13 protein-coding genes and 1 tRNA gene are annotated in these 22,999 nt (G+C 41.7%); 7 read left to right on the top strand and 7 right to left on the bottom strand.

What is annotated here, in order from left to right; translation table 11 throughout:
- Nucleotides 1-41: 41 nt before the first annotated feature.
- Both AC1DXF_RS02445 and AC1DXF_RS02440 read left to right on the top strand, forming a co-directional pair.
- On the top strand, nt 42-2,426 hold the full coding sequence (locus AC1DXF_RS02445; protein ID WP_477445758.1) for an MG2 domain-containing protein: 2,385 nt from the start codon (nt 42-44) through the stop codon (nt 2,424-2,426).
- 205 nt (nt 2,427-2,631) lie between these two features.
- Nucleotides 2,632-2,708 (top strand) — tRNA-Asp (locus AC1DXF_RS02440).
- 532 nt (nt 2,709-3,240) lie between these two features.
- Here AC1DXF_RS02440 and AC1DXF_RS02435 read toward each other — a convergent pair.
- The 7 genes from AC1DXF_RS02435 to AC1DXF_RS02405 form a co-directional block, all read right to left on the bottom strand.
- Nucleotides 3,241-5,079: an alpha-L-fucosidase gene (locus AC1DXF_RS02435; protein WP_477445756.1), complete on the bottom strand. Its 1,839-nt coding sequence runs from the start codon at nt 5,077-5,079 to the stop codon at nt 3,241-3,243.
- A gap of 265 nt (nt 5,080-5,344) precedes the next feature.
- Entirely contained in the window at nt 5,345-6,739 is a 1,395-nt protein-coding gene (locus AC1DXF_RS02430; protein WP_477445754.1) for an alpha-L-fucosidase, read from the bottom strand.
- A 221-nt stretch (nt 6,740-6,960) separates the two neighbouring features.
- Nucleotides 6,961-8,412 carry a RagB/SusD family nutrient uptake outer membrane protein gene (locus AC1DXF_RS02425; protein WP_477445752.1) on the bottom strand — a complete coding sequence of 484 codons (1,452 nt, stop codon included), beginning with the start codon at nt 8,410-8,412 and terminating at the stop codon, nt 6,961-6,963.
- A gap of 20 nt (nt 8,413-8,432) precedes the next feature.
- The gene (locus tag AC1DXF_RS02420; RefSeq protein WP_477445750.1) at nt 8,433-11,789 is read right to left on the bottom strand and encodes a TonB-dependent receptor; all 3,357 of its coding nucleotides are present in this window, start codon (nt 11,787-11,789) and stop codon (nt 8,433-8,435) included.
- Nucleotides 11,790-12,018: 229 nt separating this feature from the next.
- Nucleotides 12,019-13,164, bottom strand: coding sequence for a FecR family protein (locus AC1DXF_RS02415; RefSeq protein WP_477445748.1), 1,146 nt, complete (start codon nt 13,162-13,164; stop codon nt 12,019-12,021).
- A gap of 247 nt (nt 13,165-13,411) precedes the next feature.
- A complete protein-coding gene (locus AC1DXF_RS02410) occupies nt 13,412-13,981 on the bottom strand; it encodes an RNA polymerase sigma factor (RefSeq protein ID WP_477445746.1) in 570 nt (189 codons plus the stop codon).
- Between the two features lie 106 nt (nt 13,982-14,087).
- On the bottom strand, nt 14,088-14,315 hold the full coding sequence (locus AC1DXF_RS02405; protein WP_477446072.1) for a RagB/SusD family nutrient uptake outer membrane protein: 228 nt from the start codon (nt 14,313-14,315) through the stop codon (nt 14,088-14,090).
- 13 nt (nt 14,316-14,328) lie between these two features.
- Here AC1DXF_RS02405 and AC1DXF_RS02400 point away from each other — a divergent pair, with 13 nt between their 5' ends.
- From AC1DXF_RS02400 to AC1DXF_RS02380, 5 genes are all read left to right on the top strand, one after another.
- A complete protein-coding gene (locus AC1DXF_RS02400; RefSeq protein ID WP_477445744.1) occupies nt 14,329-16,821 on the top strand; it encodes a SusC/RagA family TonB-linked outer membrane protein in 2,493 nt (830 codons plus the stop codon).
- A gap of 17 nt (nt 16,822-16,838) precedes the next feature.
- Nucleotides 16,839-18,590, top strand: coding sequence for a RagB/SusD family nutrient uptake outer membrane protein (locus AC1DXF_RS02395; RefSeq protein WP_477445742.1), 1,752 nt, complete (start codon nt 16,839-16,841; stop codon nt 18,588-18,590).
- 329 nt (nt 18,591-18,919) lie between these two features.
- Nucleotides 18,920-20,959, top strand: a complete 2,040-nt coding sequence (locus tag AC1DXF_RS02390) for a glycosyl hydrolase family 95 catalytic domain-containing protein (protein ID WP_477445740.1) — start codon at nt 18,920-18,922, stop codon at nt 20,957-20,959.
- A gap of 347 nt (nt 20,960-21,306) precedes the next feature.
- Nucleotides 21,307-21,885, top strand: coding sequence for a Crp/Fnr family transcriptional regulator (locus AC1DXF_RS02385; RefSeq protein WP_477445738.1), 579 nt, complete (start codon nt 21,307-21,309; stop codon nt 21,883-21,885).
- Nucleotides 21,886-22,051: 166 nt separating this feature from the next.
- Complete coding sequence (locus AC1DXF_RS02380; RefSeq protein ID WP_477445736.1) at nt 22,052-22,996, top strand: NAD(P)-dependent alcohol dehydrogenase; 945 nt, start codon at nt 22,052-22,054, stop codon at nt 22,994-22,996.
- Nucleotides 22,997-22,999: the final 3 nt, after the last annotated feature.

Genomic DNA, 22,999 nt, shown 5'->3' with positions numbered 1-22,999 from the left:
GAGCCGCTCACATAAATTATTAAACAAACCAGCTTTTAGCTATGGGAAAATATAATAAAACTACTAAGTGTATAATTTCGTCGGTTCTGATTTTGTTGCTTGCACAAACAACAGGCTTTACGCAGGGAATTGAGCAGGTAAAAAACAGCTTTAACCAATACCGGCAGCGTAATGTGCAGGAAAAAGTATATGTACATACCGATAAAAGTGTATACCTGCCCGGCGAGATTATCTGGTTTAAAATTTATAGCGTTGATGCCTCGTTTCATCAGTTATTGAACCTGAGCAAGGTGGTTTATGTTGATGTGATTGATAATGGCCACAATGCCGTTATGCAGGCCAAAATAGCCATGAATTATGGCACAGGTAGCGGTTCGTTATACATTCCTGTATCGGTAAGCAATGGGAATTATACGCTGCGGGCGTATACCAATTGGATGAAAAACTTTAGTCCCGATTATTATTTTGAAAAAAACCTCACCATTATAAACCCGTTGAAGTCGCCGGATGCCCCTGCCAAAGAAATGACGGCTGTTTACGATGTGCAGTTTTTCCCAGAAGGAGGCAATCTTGTGGCCGGTTTAAGCAGTAAAGTAGCCTTTAAAGTTACGGCGCCAAACGGCAACGGCCTGGCAGTATACCGTGGCGCTGTAATTGATCAGCATAACGATACGGTGGCGCGCTTTCAGCCGTTAATGTTTGGTATTGGCAGTTTTACATTTACACCGGCGGCAAATAACAGCTACAAGGCTATTATTAAAACCAACCAGGGTAGTAAGGTTATTAAAGAACTACCTATGGCCAATAACCGGGGCTATGTAATGCAGTTGAAGGATAATGGGGCCAGCTTAGAGGTTACAGTAAACAGCAATAACGGCGATGGCGAGGTGTTTCTTTTTGCACATACAAGGCAATTGGTTAAAGCAGCCTTAAGCTCCCCGCTTAATTCGGGTGCGGCTACGTTTAGCATCGATAAAAACAAACTGGGCGAAGGCGTATCGCACATAACTGTTTTTAACAGCGCCAGGCAGCCGGTATGCGAGCGGCTTTATTTTAAGCGGGTTAAACAACTATTGCAAATAGATGCTGCTGCCGATCAGTCGCAATACGCCACGCGTAAAAAAGTGAATATTAACGTAGCCACGAAGGGGCTAAAGGGCGCCGCGGTATCGGCCAATTTGTCTCTTTCTGTTTACCGGGTAGATTCGTTACAGCAAATGGATACTGATGATATCTTTAACTACCTGTGGCTGCGATCGGATTTGAAGGGCAATATCGAATCGGCAGGTTATTATTTCCAAAATCAAAACGCCGGGTCTGATGCTGCCATGGATAACCTGATGCTTTCTCAGGGCTGGCGCCGGTTTCAATGGAACAATATCGTAAATAATACATCCCCTGCATTTGGTTTTTTACCGGAGTATAACGATCATCTGATTAACGCGAAGATAACCAACACGCTAACGGGTATGTCGGCAAAGAATATTGTGGCTTATTTAAGTGTACCGGGCAAACGGGTTCAGCTGTATGCATCCAGAAGCGACTCGTTAGGCAGGCTGGTATTTAACACTAAACAATTGTTTGGCCCCGGCGAAGTGGTTGCTCAAACAAATTCCGAAAGAGATTCAACCTATCGTATAGATGTTTTAAGCCCGTTTTCAGAGCAATACAGCAAATACCCCGCACCCCAATTTAGCGTAGCCCCCGGGTTGCAAAAGGCCTTGGAAGAACACAGCCTGGGCATGCAGGTGCAAAATTTATACGCTATTAATAAAATTAAGCGCTTTTATGACCCGGGTGTAGATAGCTCCGGCTTTTTTGCACGGCCGTATAAAACCTATTTATTGGATAACTACACCAGGTTTACAACGATGGAAGAAGTGCTGCGTGAATATGTGCGGGAAGACAATATAGTACGCTCAAGGGGACGGTACCACATTAAAGTACTAAACGAAAAAGGATTTTTAGATGGCGACCCGATTGTTTTACTGGATGATGTACCAGTATTTAATATTGATAAGGTTATGGCAATTGACCCTTTGAAAGTAAGAAAGCTTGAAGTAATACGGGACAGGTATTTTTACGGGCCAACGGTTAACGAAGGAGTATTTAGCTTTACCACATACAAAGGAGACCTTGGCGGCGTTGAAATAGACCCACACGCGGTAGTTTTGGATTATGAAGGACTGCAGTTAAAGCGCGAGTTTTATTCGCCGGTTTATGATACCGAAAAGGCTGCTGGTAGTCGTGTGCCTGATTTCAGAAACCTGTTATTTTGGTCGGCAGATGTAAATACAAATACAACGGGCAAGGGCCAATTATCATTTTATACGTCGGATCAGAAGGGGAAATATGCTGTTTCGGTACAAGGAATAAGCGAAGATGGTGATGCCGCCGCCCAATATTTCAGCTTTGAAGTAAAATAAAAAAAATAAATTTTAAGAAACTTTTTAAAAGAGAGAGGCCGTAATCAATATCTTTAACTTTGATATAGAGTTGGTTATGGCTTTTCAAAACGCCGCACTTAACATTGATAAACAATAGGTCGGTGGAATAAAATGCATTAAACCAAGGTTTTTTAAAAAACCACTTGTGTAAACCAAAATGGTGCGTATATTTGCAGACCCAAACGGAGTGGTAGTTCAGCTGGTTAGAATGCCTGCCTGTCACGCAGGAGGTCGCGGGTTCGAGTCCCGTCCATTCCGCCAAAAGCATTTAAAAAATGTGCAAAAGCCTTTAAATCGTATGATTTAGAGGCTTTTGGGGTTTTAAGTCCCTCCAACTTTTCTGACTGAGCCCCAAAGCCTGAGTAGTTACGCGATTTTTTGAGCAAAAAAATGCTTAAACCAGTGATTTAAGCGTTTTACGAAGCCTTGCAGCTCTTTTTGGCGGAATGGCCGGGTACAAGCCAGGTTTTCCCATTTTTTATTTCACCAAAAAGGTAATAGACGCCTTGATGATACATTACACCCGGGCCATGGGCATTAATGGGTTTACCATTAGCATCAAGTAATACACTGCCATGTGCAAGCGTATCCGCAATGGGCTTGTTCGTGCTGGCAAGGGCTAAACTTTTTATAACTATTAGTTATTAGTAATGTGATAAGTGGGATGTGTTTTATTATATAGAATATATGGTCAATTGATATGAGCTTTTTATTTTTTTATAATTAAATATGAATTAACCGGCAAAGCATCACCCGACTGTTTAAGTGCTTTTAGCTTGAATACCTCTGAATGTCAGTGTCCATGTTGACGAGGTACGGGCTGCCGATACACTTTAAAACAAAGCGCAGTTTTAAAAGATACCATATCTGGAAGTATAATGTGTATACCGTTTGCCCCTTGTGTCCATTTTATATTACCCTTATATCCCATTATATTACCCTTATATCCCAATAATTTTATTGAAGATACAGACTGTTTTGAATATTTACTACTTTTCCCTAAGGATGTAATTATAATTTGAGTGCCTTTTTTGGGTACCGTCATGCAAAAAACGTACAGGCTACCATCTTTACCCTGGGTAAAACGAAGGTCTTCGATACCAAATGTAAAGTTTGCCTGATTTTTACCCAAAGCGCCTGTAGGTAAATTACGCATTTTACCTTCCCTACCTTCCCCTGGTATCACCCAGGCCTTACTTCCATAAATTGCCGGGCCATTTATTTTCATCCAATCGCCCACTTCATGCAGCATTTTCAGGCAGGCTGGTTCAAGTGAACCATCGGGTTTAATAGGAATATTAACTGCATAAGCGCCATCTCTTGAAACACATTCTAACAAAAAGTGTATAATAGAGCCGGAATCATACGTAAAATCAGGTGCATAAAACCAATCGCCAACTGCATTTTCGCCTATCCATGCCTGGTCGGTTTTTATGTTAAGCGGATAATTACCCTCAAAGGTGGTAACAATGCCATTTTCACCCGCCGGACGAAATTTGGTAATGCTAAACACATCTAACTTTCCATGCTTTGCTAAAGCATGGTTATAGTATGAAGCTATCACCCGCTGATCAGCATCACTTTTGTAACCCGTGCCGGAGTTCCAGCCGCTAAATGGCTGCGAGCTGTTTCCGTCCGTATAAATAAAATCCGGATCGTACTTACTTATAACATCAAGCATGCGCAGGGCCCATCTGTTAACATACCAATGTGCATAATCTAAATGGCGATCAAAAATCCCTTTGGGCAGGTTGTACTCAAATTCATCCATACCTTTATATTCTCTCAAATTGATACCATATAGTAATTTCGGATCAAATCCCTCCCACCATTTGCCTTTACCATCGGCAAGGCTAAGTGCACCGTCATAGGGTATTCCGGCCTTTGGCCCCTGCTTATCGCTACCGAACGCGGTTTGCCACCACCACCAGGTATATTCATGATGAAAAGCAACCCCATAATGCATGCCCGCTTTTTTTACAGCACTTGCCCATTCGCCCAATAAATCTTTTTTGGGACCCATGTTAACCGAGTTCCAGGGTTGATAGGCTGAATTCCATAAATCAAAGTTATCATGATGAACGGCCTGTATTAACATAAAGCGGGCGCCTATATCATGATAAAGCTTTACATACCAGGCCGGGTTAAGTTTTTCAGGATTCCAGTCTCTCAAAACTTCCTTATATCCCGAATCTGTTGGGTGTCCATATTTTTTTAAATGATTATTGTAAGCCAAACTGCCTTCGATGTACATTTTACGTGCGTACCAATCACCACTCATCCCCGAAGCTTGTGGTCCAAAATGCACCCAAATACCAAACTTGGCTTCCCTAAGCCATTCCGGACAGCTTTTAGAGTTTTGGCTTATAGAATTCCATGTGGGTTTAAATGGACCTTCTGCCATTGGGAAATCCATCTTTACTTCCATAACACCGGCGGTATCCCCCATAGGCACTGATCCTGCCGGCAATGGTTTTGGTGCTGCCGGCATTGGAGATAGCGGTGGTAAAACAGGTAAATTATCTGTAACACCAATAATTTGCCTTGTTTTCGAGCTTTCAATAACCTGTGCATAACCAGTAAAATAGCATCCCCCTAAAACTACAAACAAATAAAAGGCGGCTTTTCTCATTATTGTATAATTGCGTCGCATAAGTTCAAACTGTAAAAAAATTCTTTTCATAATTAGTATTGCTTTTAAAGGCATAGCCTTTTCCCCTTATCTATATGCAAGTACCGGCTTTTTCATGATTAAAATTGGTTAGTTGTAAATATGCCTGTCAAGTATTCATTAAATGTTATTTTCGATTTGAAATGCATTGACTATAGTTGCCAATCGATAAATTTTGTCGGCTATCGGGCACTCTTCAGTTTTGACCCGGCACCCGACATCTGCGCTAAAAAACAGCTATACTGCGCATCACTGCCGGTTTAACAATAGAACGGGTAACTGTAAACCGCACCGCCGTGGCCGAAACCTTAGCAAACTGGTCTATCCGCTTATGCCCTATGGTTTTTCCTTCTGCAATAATCTTCCACTTACCATCAATTTGCGCTTCAATAGTATAGTTAGTGATCTTTTGCCCATCATGCAGATCTTCCATCGTAACCACATGGTCAAATATTTTTGATCCGTTAAATTTCAGGGTTTGTACGGGCGATTTTGAATCAGATGCAGCAATCGGATTACTAAATCTACGCTTAATTTCATTACCCGTTTCCTTAGCCGCCGCAACAAGGTCGTCAGGAATCAACCCACGTCGATCAGGAGTCAGGTTCACGATCATGCCAGATCCACGCCCGATGGTTTCATAGTAAGCTCGCATACGCCTTGCGAGCGACTGAGTTTTACGCGGCCCATCCCACATCCAGCCACCGGTACTAAAGGCAACGGTAGTTGGGGCTATTTGCGGCCGGTAGAATTTGCCCAATGGTTCACCAGTATTAAAATGATCCCATTTGTATGTTGTACTAACTGAGTACCTCGCTCCGTCAATAGTGTTCAATGCGTTCCAAAGCGGGTAACTGGCTTTACCATTCTCATTACCAACATGTTCTATATCCGGCCCTAAAAAAAGGCATTTAGGTTGAAGCTCATGCGCATATTTGGTCAACGCTGCATAAAACGCTCTTAATTTACCACCATGAGGTACAGAATCGATCGCATCTGAACGGCCAAAATGATCGTCCCAGATAAAAGCAAGAGGGCCGTAGTTGGTCATCAATTCCTTTATCTGTGCTTTCTCTTTCTGCAGGGCCTTTTCATAAAGTTCCGGATCATCAAGTTTGTCTAATCTTCCGGTTTCGCCATCTTTATGCCCTGCCTGGCCAGCTTCCCAATGCGAATCTATCCACGGTGCGGTGTACAAACCTGCTTTCAGACCGTGTTTCCGGCATGCGTTTACAAACTCTCTTACGATATCGCCTTTACCGTTTTTGTAAGGACTCGATGCGATGCTGTAGTTTGTAGTTTTTGTAGGCCACAAACAAAAGCCTTGTTCATGCCTGGCTGTAAGCACCATATAGGTTGCACCCATTGCTTTAGCGGCCAGCACCCATTGCTCCGGGTTCAGCACAGTTGGGTTAAATGCTGATGCCGGCGTACTGCCCTGCGGCGCACCGGGAGCGGCATAAGTGTCAATACTGTAATGAATAAAAACTCCTAGTTCAAGATCCTGAAATTCAAGTTGCCGGGAAGTAGGCCGCGCCAATACAGGTGACTGTGCCTCTCCCCGAAAGGGAGATAACAACATCATTATTAGCGACATTGTCGTCATAAATATTTTCGTCATTGTTTTATCTTTTATTGGAGCATGCAATTAGCATACATGCTAAATCTTCTTTTGAATTACTTTTTTTTAACTGAGGATCGTTTATGTTGACAGGCGGCTGCGCCGGGCAAAAAATTGGAATCGCCAGGGCGGCGATTCCAATCAAAATCATGCTAAACTTTTTACTTCCCTTATAGCACTAATAATCAGAGTGGGTTAGAAAATTTAGTGTTTACGGATTATTAATTCCCCAAATTAGGGTTTAACTGCAAATCGCCGGATGGGATAGGCAAATAGTACTGGGGCGTTCCAATCGGAGCGTTTTCTGACGGGTCGCGGTTTGCAATAACCTGGGTTAGCAGCTGCAAACGGGTTATATCAAACCACCTGGTATATTCACCCGCAAATTCCCAGGCCCTTTCACTAATTACTGCTTTTACAAAATCGGCACTTGATAAACCACTCAAAGGGGTTAAGCCAGCACGTAAACGTATGGCGTTAACACTTGCGTAAGCCTGGTCATTAGCAGCACCGCTCCTGACTTGTGCTTCGGCATATATCAGTAAAACATGTGCATACCGCATCATTTGAACGGTAGCACTTGAGCCGTCGGTACTGCCCTCAACAGGAGCCCTGAACTTCTCATAATAAGGGTGTTTTACCGCATCGCTCTGCCATGGTATGGTTGTACCATCAGACTTTTTAATAACCGTATGGAAGGTGGCATCCTTTCTTGGCCCGGCGGGGAAATCAACAAAAAATTTGATTTCTGCAAAAAAATCATCCCAGCCGTTTTCTTCGCCAGGCATTGCAGAAGAGCCATAAAGTGCATTTGAATTAAACCAGTTACAGGTACCGCAATTATGAATGGCAAAAACCTCTTCGGATGTTGTTGTCCCTAACCGGGTATTCTGCCATAATGTGCCTATATCGGCTACCAAATCGAAACCGTAGGCAGCTTTATTGTCAATTACTTCTTTGGCTTTAGCAGCAGCCAACGCGTATTTTGAATTATCATTAACAGGCCAGCCGCCTTCTGTAAGGTAAACGTCTGCAAGCAGCGCTGATGCGGCACCTTTTGAGGCCCTGCCGGCATCCAGTTTTTTATTTTGCATCAGTTTTTCAGCATTCAATAGGTCGCTCTCTATCAGTTTATATATTTCTGCCGGGGCTGAGGTTCCAACTTTTAAAATCTCCGGGCTATAAACTTCTGAAGTGATGAGCGGAATTTTTCCCCATAACCTAACAAGCCAATAATAATCAAGCGCACGCAGGTAATAAGCTTCGCCCAGGATTTGACTGATAGCGGCAGCATCGCCTGTGGTTGATTTATAATTGTTGATAATGTTATTGGAGCCTTGTATTGATTTGTAACATCCGTTCCAAATATTGAGCATCCTGCCGTTAAGGTTGGAAATATGGTATTGATCAAATTCTCTCAGGTCGGCCTTGTTGCTGGCCGGGTGAGTTGTCAGGTCATCGGATCCCATTAACACGGCAACTACCGCCGCGGTAGTAAAACCGTTTATCCAGGTGGTTGATAATGGTTTATAAGCGCCTACCAATGCTGCATTTAAACCGGCCACGGTACTTAATGCCTGTGTTCCTACTACCTGGCCTCTGGGGTCTTCATTCAGCGCTTTTTTACAGCCCACCACCGATAGGATCATTAATACAATTAAAATCTTTTTCATAATTTATCTTTTCAATAAGTTTAAAACTTCAATACCGCACCTACGTTAAATGTCTTCGAATTAGGATAAGAGCCAAAATCAATGCTTTGGGTAACATCTGAGCCCGAACCCGCATTAGTAGACTCCGGATCAAATCCTTTATACCTGGTTATGGTAAATAGGTTGGTTGCACCTACAAATAGCTTTAGATCAACATTTTTGATGGTTCCTTTTGGCAGGTGATAAGAAATATTCAGGTTCTTCAGCCTCACAAAATTTCCGTTCTCCAAAAAACGGCTTGATTCGAAATAGTCCTTATTGGTAGAGCTGAATGCTGGTATGTTTGAGCTTTCATTAGTGCCGGGCTGATACCTGTCCAAAACCCCTACATTTGTAGCTTGCTTAGCATCTGCATTAGCGGTTATAGAACTGGCATAAGAGTAATCCAGCTTACTAAAACCTAATAAAGACTGTACAAATACATTTACAGAGAAATTACCATAGGTAAAAGTATTATTCCAACCCAGCGATTGTTTAGGCGTACCGTTCCCTATAATCTGAAAATCACTACCATTTATCGCGTTGTCGCCATTTAAATCCTGGTAGTGCGAATCGCCTGGCTTATTGCCGTATTTTGCTGCTTCAGCTGTTTCATTGGGTTTCCAGGTTCCCAGGTATTTCAGTCCCCAGTACGAGCCAAGTGCATAACCAGGTTTAATTATAAATTCGGGCTGGGTAGATAGGCCGGCCCCCGCGTTTGGTACGCTTTTGTCTGAAAATACACTGGCTATTGTACCTAAGCTTTTAACCAGGTTTTTTTGAAACGTTATATTAAATGAGCTGGACCATGTAAACTTGCCCGATTGTATAGGCGTACCTCCAATGTTAAATTCAAGCCCGCTGTTTTTCATTTTCCCTACATTACTAATAATGTTTCCCCCACCTGCATAAGCCGGCAACGGAAGGGATAAAAGCAAATCCCTGGTATTTTTAACATAGGCATCAGCTGTAAAATTTAACCTGCTGTTAAACAGCGACAAGTCTAAACCCAGGTCTTCTGCCTGCGTTGTTTCCCATTTCAGGAAAGGGTTGGCGGCGTTACCCAATACAATACCCGAAGAAACCGATGTATTGTTAAAACTGTTAGCTGCCGAAAAAGCATCACTAAGGTAGGTTGAAAGCGTGGCATAAGGATTAATAGCCTGGCTTCCTGTTAAGCCCCAGCTGCCCCTGATTTTGAATGTGTCAAAAATGTTCAGGTTTTTAATAAACGACTCTTCAGAAAGTTTCCAACCTAAAGCAACTGATGGGAATGTACTTTGCTGGTTGGCTGGTTGAAACTTTGAAGATCCATCTCTCCTGACTGAAACCGTGAGCAAATATTTGTCTTTGAAGGCATAGTTTACCCGGCCCAGATAAGAAATCAAAGCCGATCCTGAATAGGCCGACCCTGCCGATTGTGTAGTGGATAAGGCAAGGTTATCATAGCCCAGGTTAGCAAATGTAAGGCTATTCGCATTAGCGCTAAACCCTGTTGAAGTATATTTCTGCTGCTCAAATACCGCGGTTACATTTAGGCGGTGCACATTGCTGAACAGGTGCGAATAATTTAAAGTATTGGTGTTTTGCAAATTGAACAATTCTGTAGATGTGCGGCTGGCGTTTGGAATATTATTGGTGATAGTTGGTCCCGAATAGTTTTTTCCTTGAATATTCTGATAATCTACACCAAAGCTTACATCCAACGAAAGGTCCTTAAAGAAGTGGTAATTTGCACCTCCGTTTAAGGTTATATTGGAGTTGTCGACGATGTTTTCCGCATCATTTGCCAAAGCAACCGGATTACTACGAATAGAACCCAGCGGATCTACAATAGTATATGTTCCGGCAGCGGTTCTTACAGGCGTGGTTGGCGCCCATGCCAAAGCCTGGTTAACAGAGCCGCCGGTACCCTGATTACCTGTATTCAGGGTTTCTCTTCGTATGGCCGAAATATTGAGCCGGGTACTTAATTTATCAGAAAATTGGGTATTGATATTAGATCTGAGGGCGTACCGTTTAAAGTTTGAATTGATAACAATACCATCCTGGTTAAGATAATCCCCCGAAATAAAGAATTGTGTTTTAGCATTGCCGCCCGAATAGCCTAACTTATATTCCTGCCCGGATGCATTCCTGAAAACCAAATCCTGCCAATTAGTTCCGCCGGTGGTTTTAAAATTATCTATTTGTGCCTGGGTAAAGAACGGTGAAATACCAAGGGCCGCATTGCGGGCATTTACCGTTGTGGCAAAGTCGGCCGCGTTCATCAAATCCATTTTTTTAATAACTTTTGATGAATAAAAAACAGGCGTAAGGGTTATTTCCTGTTTTTGCGCGTTTCCTTTTTTGGTGGTTATTAAAACAACTCCGTTTGCCCCCCTGCTGCCGTAAATTGCTGTGCTTGAGGCATCTTTCAAAACTTCAATATTCGCGATGTCATCAGGATTCAGGTTGTTAAAATCACCGCCTATAAAACCATCAATAACGTAAAGCGGATTGTTATCCCCAAGTATAGAATTAGAACCCCGCACCCTGATCTTAACGTCACCACCGGGCGCGCCGGAGTTGTTAACCACCTGCACCCCGGCAACCCTGCCCTGTAAAGCCTGGTCGATACGGGTCACCGGCTGATCTTTAAAATCTTTGGATGACAGGCTGGATAAGGAACCGGTTACATCAGACTTACGCTGGGTACCATAACCAACAACCACTACCTCGTTAAGCTTACCCAAAGTTTCGTGCAGGGTAATGGCAACAAATGGCTCTTTTGCCTTTGCAGTGAATACATAGGATTGATATCCGATAAATGCAATCTCTATTTTATCCCCCTCGTTTGCCGTTATTGCAAATTCACCATTGGCGTTGGCCCCCGTATGGGTGTTAGCGGTTTTATTGGTAACTGTTGCGCCGCTTAATGGCCTGCCTAATGAATCTACAACCTTTCCGGAAACATCTATCTTTATTAAAATATTTGCTTTCAGTTGATTATCCGGCAAAACCTCTTTCCTGGTTAAGACAATGTTATTTTTAACAAACTTATAAGTTAAAGGCAGGTCCTTTAAACTCGCCTTCACTGCATCTTCTACTGATGCATCCTTTAGCTGAACTGTGATTTGCGTATTTGGTAAATCTTTAGTGTCATAAAAAAAAGTATAGCCACTTTGTTGTTCAATGACATGTAAAACCTTTTTAACTGAAGTGTTCTTTTCGTTCAGCGTTATTCTCTGTCCAAATCCTTTTGCACTTACCTGTGCAAGGGCTATGATCAAGATGAACGTTGTTAGCTTCATAATCAATAGCAATTTATGTGGCAGCCATAGGGATGGCACACCACGTTTTAAAGTATTTAATTTCATACTTTTGTAATGTTTGGGTTAATACGTAAAAAATAGACTCTAACTTGTTTTTATCTTTCCGCTATCCGGCGGATAGAAAGGGTTAACTCAAACTTGCCGGACGGTGGACCAACACTTTCCGGCTTATTTTTTTAACCCCTGATTAATCATTCTTGTAAAGTTTCTTTCATTTTTTTGGTTTAATCGGTTTATTAATTGGTTTATTGGGTAGTAGTATCTTATTAGGCCCTTATGGGGTAACAATAATTTTCTTATCCTCAAGCCTGAAGTTTATTCTTGTGAACTTTAAAATATCAAGGGCCTCTGAAGCACTGATATTTCGATGGATTTTTCCGGTAAATGTTCGCGGTGGAATTTTCCCTTCATATTCAATTTTTACTTCGTATGCTCTCGCCAGCTGCCTCATAACTTCTCTCAGGTCGGTCTGATCATAACTAAATAACCCATTTTTCCAGGCAATTGCTTGTTCTACATCTGCACCACTGTTTATTTTAATATTGTTTGAATCAAATCTGATTTGGGCTTCCTGTCCCGGCGTAAGCAGCGTAGCCTGACCGGCCTTACTTATTTTGATACTTCCCTCCAATAGCGTGGTTTTCATCTGCGCCTCATCATCGTACGCATTGATATTAAAGTGCGTGCCCAGCACCTGAACGGTTTGGCCATTGGTAGTCACCGAGAACGGCTTAGCTTTATTATGGGCAACTTCAAAATACACTTCGCCTGTAATTTTTACTTCTCTATCCTTACCTGTGAATGCAACCGGATAAGTTATGGAAGATGCGGAATTTAGCCATACTTTGGTGCCATCAGATAACTGGAGCGAATATTGGCCCCCGCCGGTGGTCATTGTGTTGTAAATAAGGGAATTATCGCCAGGGCTATTTTGTTGGTCTGCAGAATAAGTAACGATTCCGTTAGTGGCCTGGCTAATTACCATATTTTTTTGTTGGGCCAACTGACCGTTATGTTTCGCGTCAAGTACTATCTGCCGGCCACCGGAAAGGGTAAGTGTTGCTTTATAACCTATTGGCGCAATATCGTTGTGCTGAATATGTGCCATTTGTTGGGGTTTCGGTTTATGCAACAACACATAGCTCCCAAAAGATAGTGCTAAGATGATGGATGCGGCTGCAGCCATTCGTGGCCAGATATTTATTTTTTTAACCGGTTTTACTTCTGAATCTATATAATCATCGATATTCAATTTCATTGATGATTTTAACCGGTCCTTTTGCTTTTCATCCAATAAAGCAATCACATCCACATCGGCCATAAAAAAGTTGTAATAGGCATGCAGGAAGTCTTCTTCTTCTTTGGTGGCATTGCCGTCAAGATAATTAGTAAGAATTACTAAAAACAGCTCTTTTGTCATTGGTTTATTGATATTGGTATATACATGAGACATTAAGTGAGAAAAATCCCACAAGGAAAAAAAATATTTTTTATTACAGGTGTGATTTATTCGTGTTGGGTTGGTTATAAGGATTTTGTGATGCTGAAGCAGTGTGTCAATTATAAGCATCTTACACTAAAAAATTCGGTAAAAGAACTTTTTTAGCGTCATATAGGGAAAACTGACTCGCCGTATTAGGCCATCAAAAAAAACAAAATTTTAGTAATTAACGATGCGAAATAATCAGAATGGCAATAGACGCCAGGGAACTTCTGAGCAGGGTTAAAGCTCTTGTCAGTTGATTTTGCACAGTTTTTCGGGAAATATTGAGTTTTTGGGCTATTTCAAGGGTAGACAAGTCCTCGTGAAAACGCATTTCATATATTAATTTCTGAGCTGGTGCCATGGATTTAACCAGCAATTCGTAGGATTCGACCAATTCTTTTTGTAATATCAGCGCATCTGCTTCGGAACAACATGCCCTTGCCTCCAGAATTAAATCGGAAATACAAATAAACCGGCTCTCTTTTTTCAACAACCTGAATATATTATTACGGACACAGCTAAACAAATAGGCTTCAAGATTTTCTATGAGATTCGTTTCACGATGGGTCCATAGATAGATAAACACTTCCTGAGTAATATCTTTTGCAACATCAGCATCGTTTAGCTTTCTAAATGCCTGAGAATATACTGTATTCCAATGCCTGTCATACAGTTCAGTAAAGGCCGTTCTGTCGCTTCTTCTTACTAAAAAGAGCAATTCCTGATCAGTATATCCATCATATCCGGACATTCAGCTTCTTAAAATTAGGGTTAAAATTGGTTTTTGAAATTAATGCTAAAACTATGCAATTGTAACGTGAATGTTATAATATTTTACACTTAGTAACTACGGGGCATTAATAATCAGTGGTTACCACATACCCTTCGGCTCTCAGGTTCAATTCTGCTTCGGCAGTTCCCCAGCGGAATAAGCCATCATAACGGGTATTCTCGCCATATAGTTCAATGATAGGTTCGCGGCGGATCTCGGTTAATATGGTTAAACCAGGATGAGGAGCGAGTAACGCGTTAGTAAACGGTGCTACGCCTGCCCGCGCCCCGAGCTTATTGACCGATAGGTTCAGGTCGGCATCGGATATGGTCCCGGCTTCTGCATCGATTTATGGTGCACGGGCAGGAAACGGCGTGATATTGATCACAACAAAGCAAGGAAAAAAGGGAAAACCGGAGTTTAGTGTAAAACTTAACAGAGGTGTACAAGTACCGACTAATCTGCCAAAGACGTTAAATACCCAGCAGTACGGTGAAGTACTATGGAATGCAATGAAAAATGCCGGATTACAGCCGGCGCATAGCCAATATGGCAGCGGAGCCGTCCCTGTAATTCCGGACTATATATTACCGGCGGGAGCTTCTGCATCGCAAGTTGATTTGAGCACTTATAATACGGCTGGAAATCAATACATGCGGGCGAATAAAGTTGGCACTGACTGGGCGAAAGAAGTATATCGCCCAGCGAATACTACCAACCTCGATTTGAGTGCGCAGGGCGGCGGTGAAGAATCCAAATACTTTGTCGGTACTAACTACGTTGCTCAGGATGCAATGCTAAAATGGGCTGATTATAAACGCGTTTCATTAAGAGCTAACTCGCAATTTAACGCTGGTAAATATGTAACTTTTGGTGAGACAATGAGCGCTGTTTATTATAGATATACAGGCGGGACATCAGACGGAGGAGCCGTATTAATGGCGCCAATTATCCCCGTTCGTGACGTAATGGGAAATTGGGCAGGTGCTAAAGCAAACGGCGTGGGTGATATAGTCAATCCTGTAGCAGGTCTTTATAATCAGAGAAACAACTATAATGAGGATATCAATGTTTTGGGCAATTTGTTTATGGAAATAAACATCCTAAAATCCCTTAAATTCAAATCTACAGCTGGCGCGAATTTAGAGAACGGGTTTACCAAATCGTTTTCGCCCACAACTTATTGGAATAAAGGTGATAAAAACGTATTAGTTAATTCCCTGAATGTGGGCCGAGGTCACAATTTAGATGCTGTGTGGAACAATACGCTGACTTATTCAAAAACATTTTCAAATAACAGCAGCCTGAACGTACTTGTAGGTACTGAATACGTTACATCAACGCGAAATTATCTTGGCGCTTCAAGGAGTGGCTTTGAGGTCGAAGACCCTGATTATTGGTATCTGGACGCGGGGGAAACCCAAAAAGATAACACGGAAAATGGAAGCGCCAACTCCTTATTTTCTTTATTTTCAAGGGTCAACTATCAGTACAACGACAAGTTATATGTGAGTGCTATTATCCGCCGCGATGGGTCGTCCCGTTTCGGACCAGGTAATAAATACGGTAATTTTCCGGGAGTAAGCGCTGCATGGAGAATATCCAAAGAATCGTTTATGTCCAATCAGAACATCTTTAGCGATTTAAAACTTAGAGCCAGCTACGGCGTGACGGGTAATCAGGAGATCGGTAATTATGCTTTCGCTTCAACTTATGGAACAGATATAGGTGATAGCAGCTATCCGATAGATGGTCAGGTAAATAGTGTAATTCAAGGTATTAGTAAGCAAACCATAGGTAATGCAAATATAAAATGGGAATCAACGCGCCAAACAAACATCGGAATAGATGCTGCTTTCCTCAAGAATAAATTAACCATCACATTAGACTATTTCAATAAATACACTTCTGGTATTTTGCAAATAGTACCCTTCCCGGCTTCTGCAGGAAGGGCGACATCACCTTATGAAAATATTGGTGAAATGCAAAACGTAGGGCTTGAATTTAGTGCGAACTATAGTAACGCATCAAAAAACAACGACTTTTCCTATGATATCGGAGTGAATTTATTTGGTTTTAGGAATGAAGTTAAAAAACTTGCGCAAAATCAATTTATTTCCGGATCAAATTCAAGAACTGATGTAGGGCATCCGATAAATTCATTTTATGGTTATATTATCGATGGCATCTTTCAAAATCAAGCCCAGGTGGATGCACATGCTACACAAAATGGTATAGCTGTCGGCAGGTGGATGTACAGAGATGTTAATAGCGATGGTGTAATTAACGATAATGACAGAACCTATATCGGAAACCCTCATCCAAAGTTCGAATATTCATTAAATACCAGGTTGAAATATAAGAATTTTGATATGAACCTGTTTGTACAGGGAACCTATGGTAACAAAATTTATTTGGGATCAAAAGGCGGTCAGACCGGAACAGACTTTTGGGGCGACTACTCGAATAAAAGCACAAGAATTTTAGACACCTGGACACCTAGCAACCCCAATGCAAAGTTGCCCCAGATCAATATACTTAATCCCAACGATGAATCGAATAAGGTTTCCACTTATTTTGTTGAAAACGGCTCGTATCTCCGGGTTAAGTTATTGGAGTTTGGATACACCTTCCCAACCAACGTATTGTCAAAGATCGGCATAAAGCAATCAAGAGTTTATATCAATGCTGAGAATCTTTTAAACATTACTAAATATAACGGTATCGATCCGGAAGTGAGTGGTGACAGTGGAAATGACAGTATTTCGAGAATGCCTTTGGCTAAAATATTCTCTTTAGGATTTAATTTGACGTTTTAACATTTAAATTAACTATTATGATACGATATAATATAAACAGAACCATACTTGTGGTTTCTGTATTTGCATCAATTCTTTTCTTTAATGGGTGCACCAAATCATTGGAGAAAAACCCTCAGGGGAAATTAAATGAATCTGTATTTACTACTAAAGCTACCATCGACAAGCTTTTAATAGCGTGTTATAGCCCGTTAAATGGCTTCATCAATGGTGTATGGGGAATAACAAGTGGACCGGACAATATTTATTTTGGCGATTTGTGTTCTGGTAATATCCATAAAGGTAGTACTCCGGGTGACCTGGTTGACCTAATGGACATGGAACGTTTCGTTCCGACTTCTAATAATGATCGAATACGCGATAAATGGACTCTTGTGTATGGTGCAATTGAACGTTGCAACGATGTTTTAAGAACACTCAATACAAACACGATCAGCGACCTGAGTGCATCTCAAAAAACCGAAATTATTGCAGAGGCCAGATTCCTGAGAGCCTATTACCATTTTGAGGCAAAGAAAATATGGAATATGGTTCCCTACATTGACGAAACCGTAACGGATCCGGAAAGAAGAGTGCCTAATGATAAAGTTATATGGCCAAATATTGAAGCTGATTATGCTTATGCAGTTCAGAATCTTGCGGAAACTCAGTCCGATCCGGGTAGGCCGACTAAGACAGCAGCCCAGGCCTCATTAGCACAAGTGTACCTTTTCCAACAAAAATTCAGTCAGGCCAAGACTTTGTTGGACGCTGTAATTGCCAGTGGAAAATATCAATTAACCGCGAACTATTATGACAATTTTAATCCGGCAAAAAACAATGGTCCGGAGGCAATTTGGCAAAACCAGACCGCAGTAAATGTGGCCGGAGTAGGTTATAACCGAAGTCAACGCGGCGGCGATCTTTCCTTTCCCAATGCTCCTGATCAACCAAACTTAGCCGGTGCCGGATTCAATCAACCTACATATGACTTAGTAAATGCTTATAAAACAGGTGCAGACGGATTACCACTAATTGATACTTATTATCAAAGTGATTTTAAAAATGACCAGGGGATTCCGTCAAACCAACCTTTTACACCTGATATGGTTACGCCCGTCGACCCGAGATTAGATTGGGTGGTAGGACGCAGAGGTGTTCCCTATCACGACTGGGGAACACATCCGGGAATGGATTGGATAAGAGACCAACCAACTGCCGGCCCTTATAATCAGAAAAAATTTGTTATATTAAAAAGTCAATTGGCAATGTACTCATTTAACAATACCGCAAAGTTCAACGCGATGAACTTTAATATCATTCGTTATGCAGCGGTATTATTATGGGCGGCAGAGTGTGAAATTGAAGTTGGAGACCCCGAAAAGGCGCGGATATATGTTAATATGATACGGGCAAGAGCAAGGGACGGGATCTATGTCCAACTTGGTAGCAATGCACCTTTTGCTCCTGGACAACCGGCAGCTAATTATAAAGTTGATATTTATAAAGATTCCTGGGGAGGTCAAAGTAAGGATTGGATACGCAATCGGGTAAGATTCGAAGAACGCCTTGAGTTTGCTGAGGAAGGCCATTTCTTTTTTGACCTGGTACGCTGGGGCATTGCTGAACAATACATCAATGCATATATTGCCAGAGAAAAACCGCATATAGGCTATCTGGTGGGTGCCACCTTCACCCCAAAGAATCGGTATTTTCCAATTCCGTTGTCTGAGATAGATAAAAGTTATAAAGACGGTAAACCGACATTAACTCAAAACCCTGGATTTTAATATATTTTAAGGTGCTTCCAACAAGGCTGGAGGCACCTTAAAATCTCAATATGAAACATATAACCTATGTGAAGTAGTACCATGTGCCTTTTTTTTAACCCTTTCTATGATAGCAAAGCCTAGGTTGCTTTACTCCGATGCTTGCCGGCCCGAATACATTTGTGCTCCTATTCGAATGCCATTATTACATCGGACATTATTCCAAGTTCATTCAGGTTAGCTAAAGGGATAGCCGCTAAAGTAACCGGGAATCCGCATTCAACACAGTATTTGATGGGGAAGTAAATAGCCATAGGAAGATTTACAAACTAAATCATAAATCATAAAATATGAAAACAACAGGCCTGACCGGTAAACAATGGCTCCTTTATATCATTTTTTTAACTTTTGCCAATTCGCTTTGCTCAGCGCAAACAATTGACCCCTGGAAAATAACCGCAACAAACATTGATCCTTCAAACTATTATGGGGTTACTGTTGCCAATGGAATGATCGGTATGGTTTCGTCGCCGGAAATATTTAAGATAAAAAGCGTAACACTTGCAGGCGCCTATGATTTATATGGCCGGGGAAGAGTAAGCAATTTTCTGAATAGTTTTAATTTATTGAATATGTCGCTCGACATCAATGGCAAACGTGCCGAGGCCAGGAGCGTCAGCAATTATAAGCAGGAACTTGATATGCGGCACGGCTGCTTTACCGCAACCTTTGACCTTGGAGATGAAGCTTCGGTAAAATACACCTACTATGCGCTAAGACAATTGCCCTTCACTGTTTTGATGGATATTTCGATCACTGCTAAAAAAAATATTACGATCAATGCTACCAGTGCCCTGGAAACACCGGATGCCTTGCGCGATGTTCAAAACTATTATAATGAGGTTGGCCCTATTAGTCTGCTTACTTCAACGGCAAAAAGCCCGACCGGCAAATTGCTGCTCTGTGCTTCAAATACTTTTTTGTTTGATGAAGAACGCGGGCAGGAACCACGGGTGACACACGAAATGTGGGATAGCAATCTGCATCAGATGAAATTCAGCAAAGCCGTCGCCGTAGGACAAACTTATCAGTATGCAGTTGCCGGGTCATCAATTACGTCGGCGCATGATGCCGATCCGTTGAACCAGGCCGAACGTTTAACCATTTTTGCCAAGCTGGAAGGCCGGAACCGCCTGATCAAATTTCATGAAAAAGCCTGGGATGATTTATGGAAGAGTGACATTAAAATTGAGGGAGATCCGCAGGCGCAGCAGGATGTGCATAGTATGCTATATCACTTGTATTCCTTTTCCCGCGCCGGCAGCGCTTATGCGCCTTCGCCAATGGGGCTGTCGGGGCTTGGCTATAACGGCCACGTATTTTGGGATGCTGATCTGTGGATGTATCCTGGCTTGCTGGTATTGCATCCTGAAATTGGCAAATCTTTTGTAGAGTATCGTTACCAGCGCTTAGGGGCTGCAAAGCAAAATGCCTTTGCACATGGCTATAAAGGGGCCATGTTTGCCTGGGAAAGCGCTGATAGCGGTGTAGAAGAAACACCGGTTTGGGCACTGAGCGGCCCGTTTGAACATCATATTACTGCCGACGTTGCCATTGCCGCCTGGAATTATTATTGCGTTACCCAGGATAAGCAATGGTTACAGGAAAAAGGCTGGCCAATACTATCAGCAACGGCCGATTTTTGGGCAAGCCGGGTTGAAAGAAATGGCCCGGGGCATTATGACATTAAAAATGTTGTTGCGGCTGATGAATATGCTAATAATATAGATAACAATGCCTTTACTAACGCTGCTGCAAAGGCCAATCTGCAAGATGCCGCCGCTGCCGCAAAAGTATTGGGAATAAAACCTGACCCTGATTGGGAAATAGTCGCTCAAAACATCCCAATATTAAAGTCTCCCGATGGTGTGACTAAAGAGTTTGAAACCTATAAAGGTGAAAATATTAAACAGGCCGACGTTAACCTGCTGGCTTATCCGCTCCATGAGGTTACCGATCCTACAGCTATTAAAAAAGACCTTGAATACTATGAATCCAGGGTAGACAATGGCCCTGCCATGACACATGCCATCTTTTCGATATTGTATGCAAGGCTTGGCGATGGAGAGAAAGCGTTCCTTGCATTTAAGAACGGATACAAACCCAATGCACTACCACCCTTTGGAGTGCTTGCTGAATCTGCTGGCGGAACCAATCCCTATTTTGCTACCGGAGCAGGCGGAATGGTGCAGGCGATGCTGAATGGTTTTGGGGGACTGGAGATTACTCCTAAAGGTATTATCCAGGTAAAATCGAAATTACCCACTCAATGGAAGTCCTTAAAACTGACGGGAATAGGAATTGAACAGAAAACATATTTGGTAAAGTAAAGAGCCAGAACGGTGAGTTTTGGCAGATTTAAGACCTTCCATCTCTAAGAAAGATAGTAAGCAAAAGATCAATAAAATGACGTTGATCTGGATTTAGTTGGTGGCGTTCCGGGGTGAGATACGGAACGCCTTTTTTATGCAGTTCATTATCTTTTTTATGTTAAATTGCTGTAAAAAAATGTGATGCATCAGCCTTATTCTGTTGCCATAACTATTTTACAACCGTTTTGCTTTTCGTACTGCCATTTTAATCTATAAGATGGCATACTGGTTTACATTTTGCGAATTTTTATTTAATTTCCCATCTCAAATTTGATACCTGAAGGATTTTATAGACCTTAATTAAAATGAACACAGATACACTCTATACTCATATCTGCTCTTACGTTCAAATATCCAGAGATGAATTTGAGCTCTTTTTTAACTTGTTTAAACCGGTTTATTTAAAAAAGGGGGAGTTCCATTACGTAGCAGGTAAAGTTCCTAAGTATTGGTCGTTTACTTTAAAAGGCTGCTTGCGTGAATATTGGATCGATACCGGGGGTAATGAGGAAATTTTCCAATTTTATGAAGAAAATGCATGGGTTGGTCAGATTCAAAGTATGATAACGCAAAAGCCCACGGACATGAACCTGCAGGCACTTGAGGATTGCGAGTTATTGTGTATAACAGGCGATGATATGTGTAACGCTGCAAAAACACCATGGATTCAGAACTTTACAATGCATAAGAGTTTTTCTGATAATGCCTCCATCATGAAAAATTCAAACCGAATTAGATCTTCATCACCTGAAGAGTTGTATTTGGAAATTCTTAAGGAAAGACCATCCTTATTGCTGCGTGTTCCACAGCACTATATTGCAAACTTTCTTGGCATCCGGAAAGAAACACTAAGCAGGGTTAGAAGAAGAGTTGCCCACCTATAATTTGTTGATCCAAGTCAACGACATTCAATTTCCGTTCCGGTAATTTTACAGCGGAAAACGATCGGCTCAATGTTATCGGTATCGCGCTTGATACGCGCTCCCTTATAAGTCATTGAGTGACTGATCGTTTTCTCGAACAACAAATTTTTAAGAAAGAATTAAATCAATGAAAAAAATAATCTACGACCAATACGGCAGTGTCGACGTTTTACATTCCGTGGAGGTAAATAAGCCAATTCCCGATACGCAACAAATTTTGGTTAAGGTAAAGGCAGTTTCTATTAATCCTATTGACTGGAAGATTTTAATGGGTGAACTCAAACTAATGTCAGGCAAGAAATTTCCAAAATCTGTTGGCTGCGACTTCTCCGGAACAATAGAAAGCACAGGTACGGGTATCCAAAAATTCAAAGCCGGGGATGACGTGTTTGGCGTAACAAATCCTTTTAAAGAGGGAGTTCTTGGAGAATACATCCTGGTGAATGAAAAAGAAATTGCTAAGAAGCCTGCGGATCTGACATTTGAGCAGGCTGCCGCAATACCAACGGTCGGCCAGTCAGCTTTACAGATGCTTACTAAAAACCTTAATAACATCAAAGGGAAGGAAATTTTGATAAATGGTGCGTCTGCCGGAGTAGGTATGTTTGCTATTCAGATCGCTAAAAGCCACGGAGCGATTGTAACGGCAGTTTCAAGCGCAAAAGGACATCATTTGTTGAAAAAATGGGGTAGTGATTATGTGATTGACTACAACAAAGAAAATGTGACGGATTTAAAGAAGAAGTTTGATGTTATCATTGAACTCTCTGCAAAATTATCTTTCAGCCAGGCTAAAAAATTGATGAAGCCTGAATCAACATATTTTACTGTAACTCCTTCGCTATGGAATTTTGTGCACTCTTTTTCAAATAACATTGTATCCGGAAAGAAATATGAAGTTCTTTTAATGAAATCAGATACAGAAAGTTTAAATCGATTGGCAAACTATACGTTAAAAGGGTTTGATATCCACATTAGCAAGACCTATCCCATGTCAGATTATAAGGAAGCTTATAAAACTATAATCAAAGAGGGGGCTTTAGGCAAAGTCGTTTTTAATATCCCATCTTAAAAA

The sequence above is a fragment of the Mucilaginibacter sp. P2_A5 genome (assembly GCF_056404995.1).
Note: the sequence above shows the minus strand (reverse complement) of the source record. Positions and strands in the feature narration are given on the sequence as shown.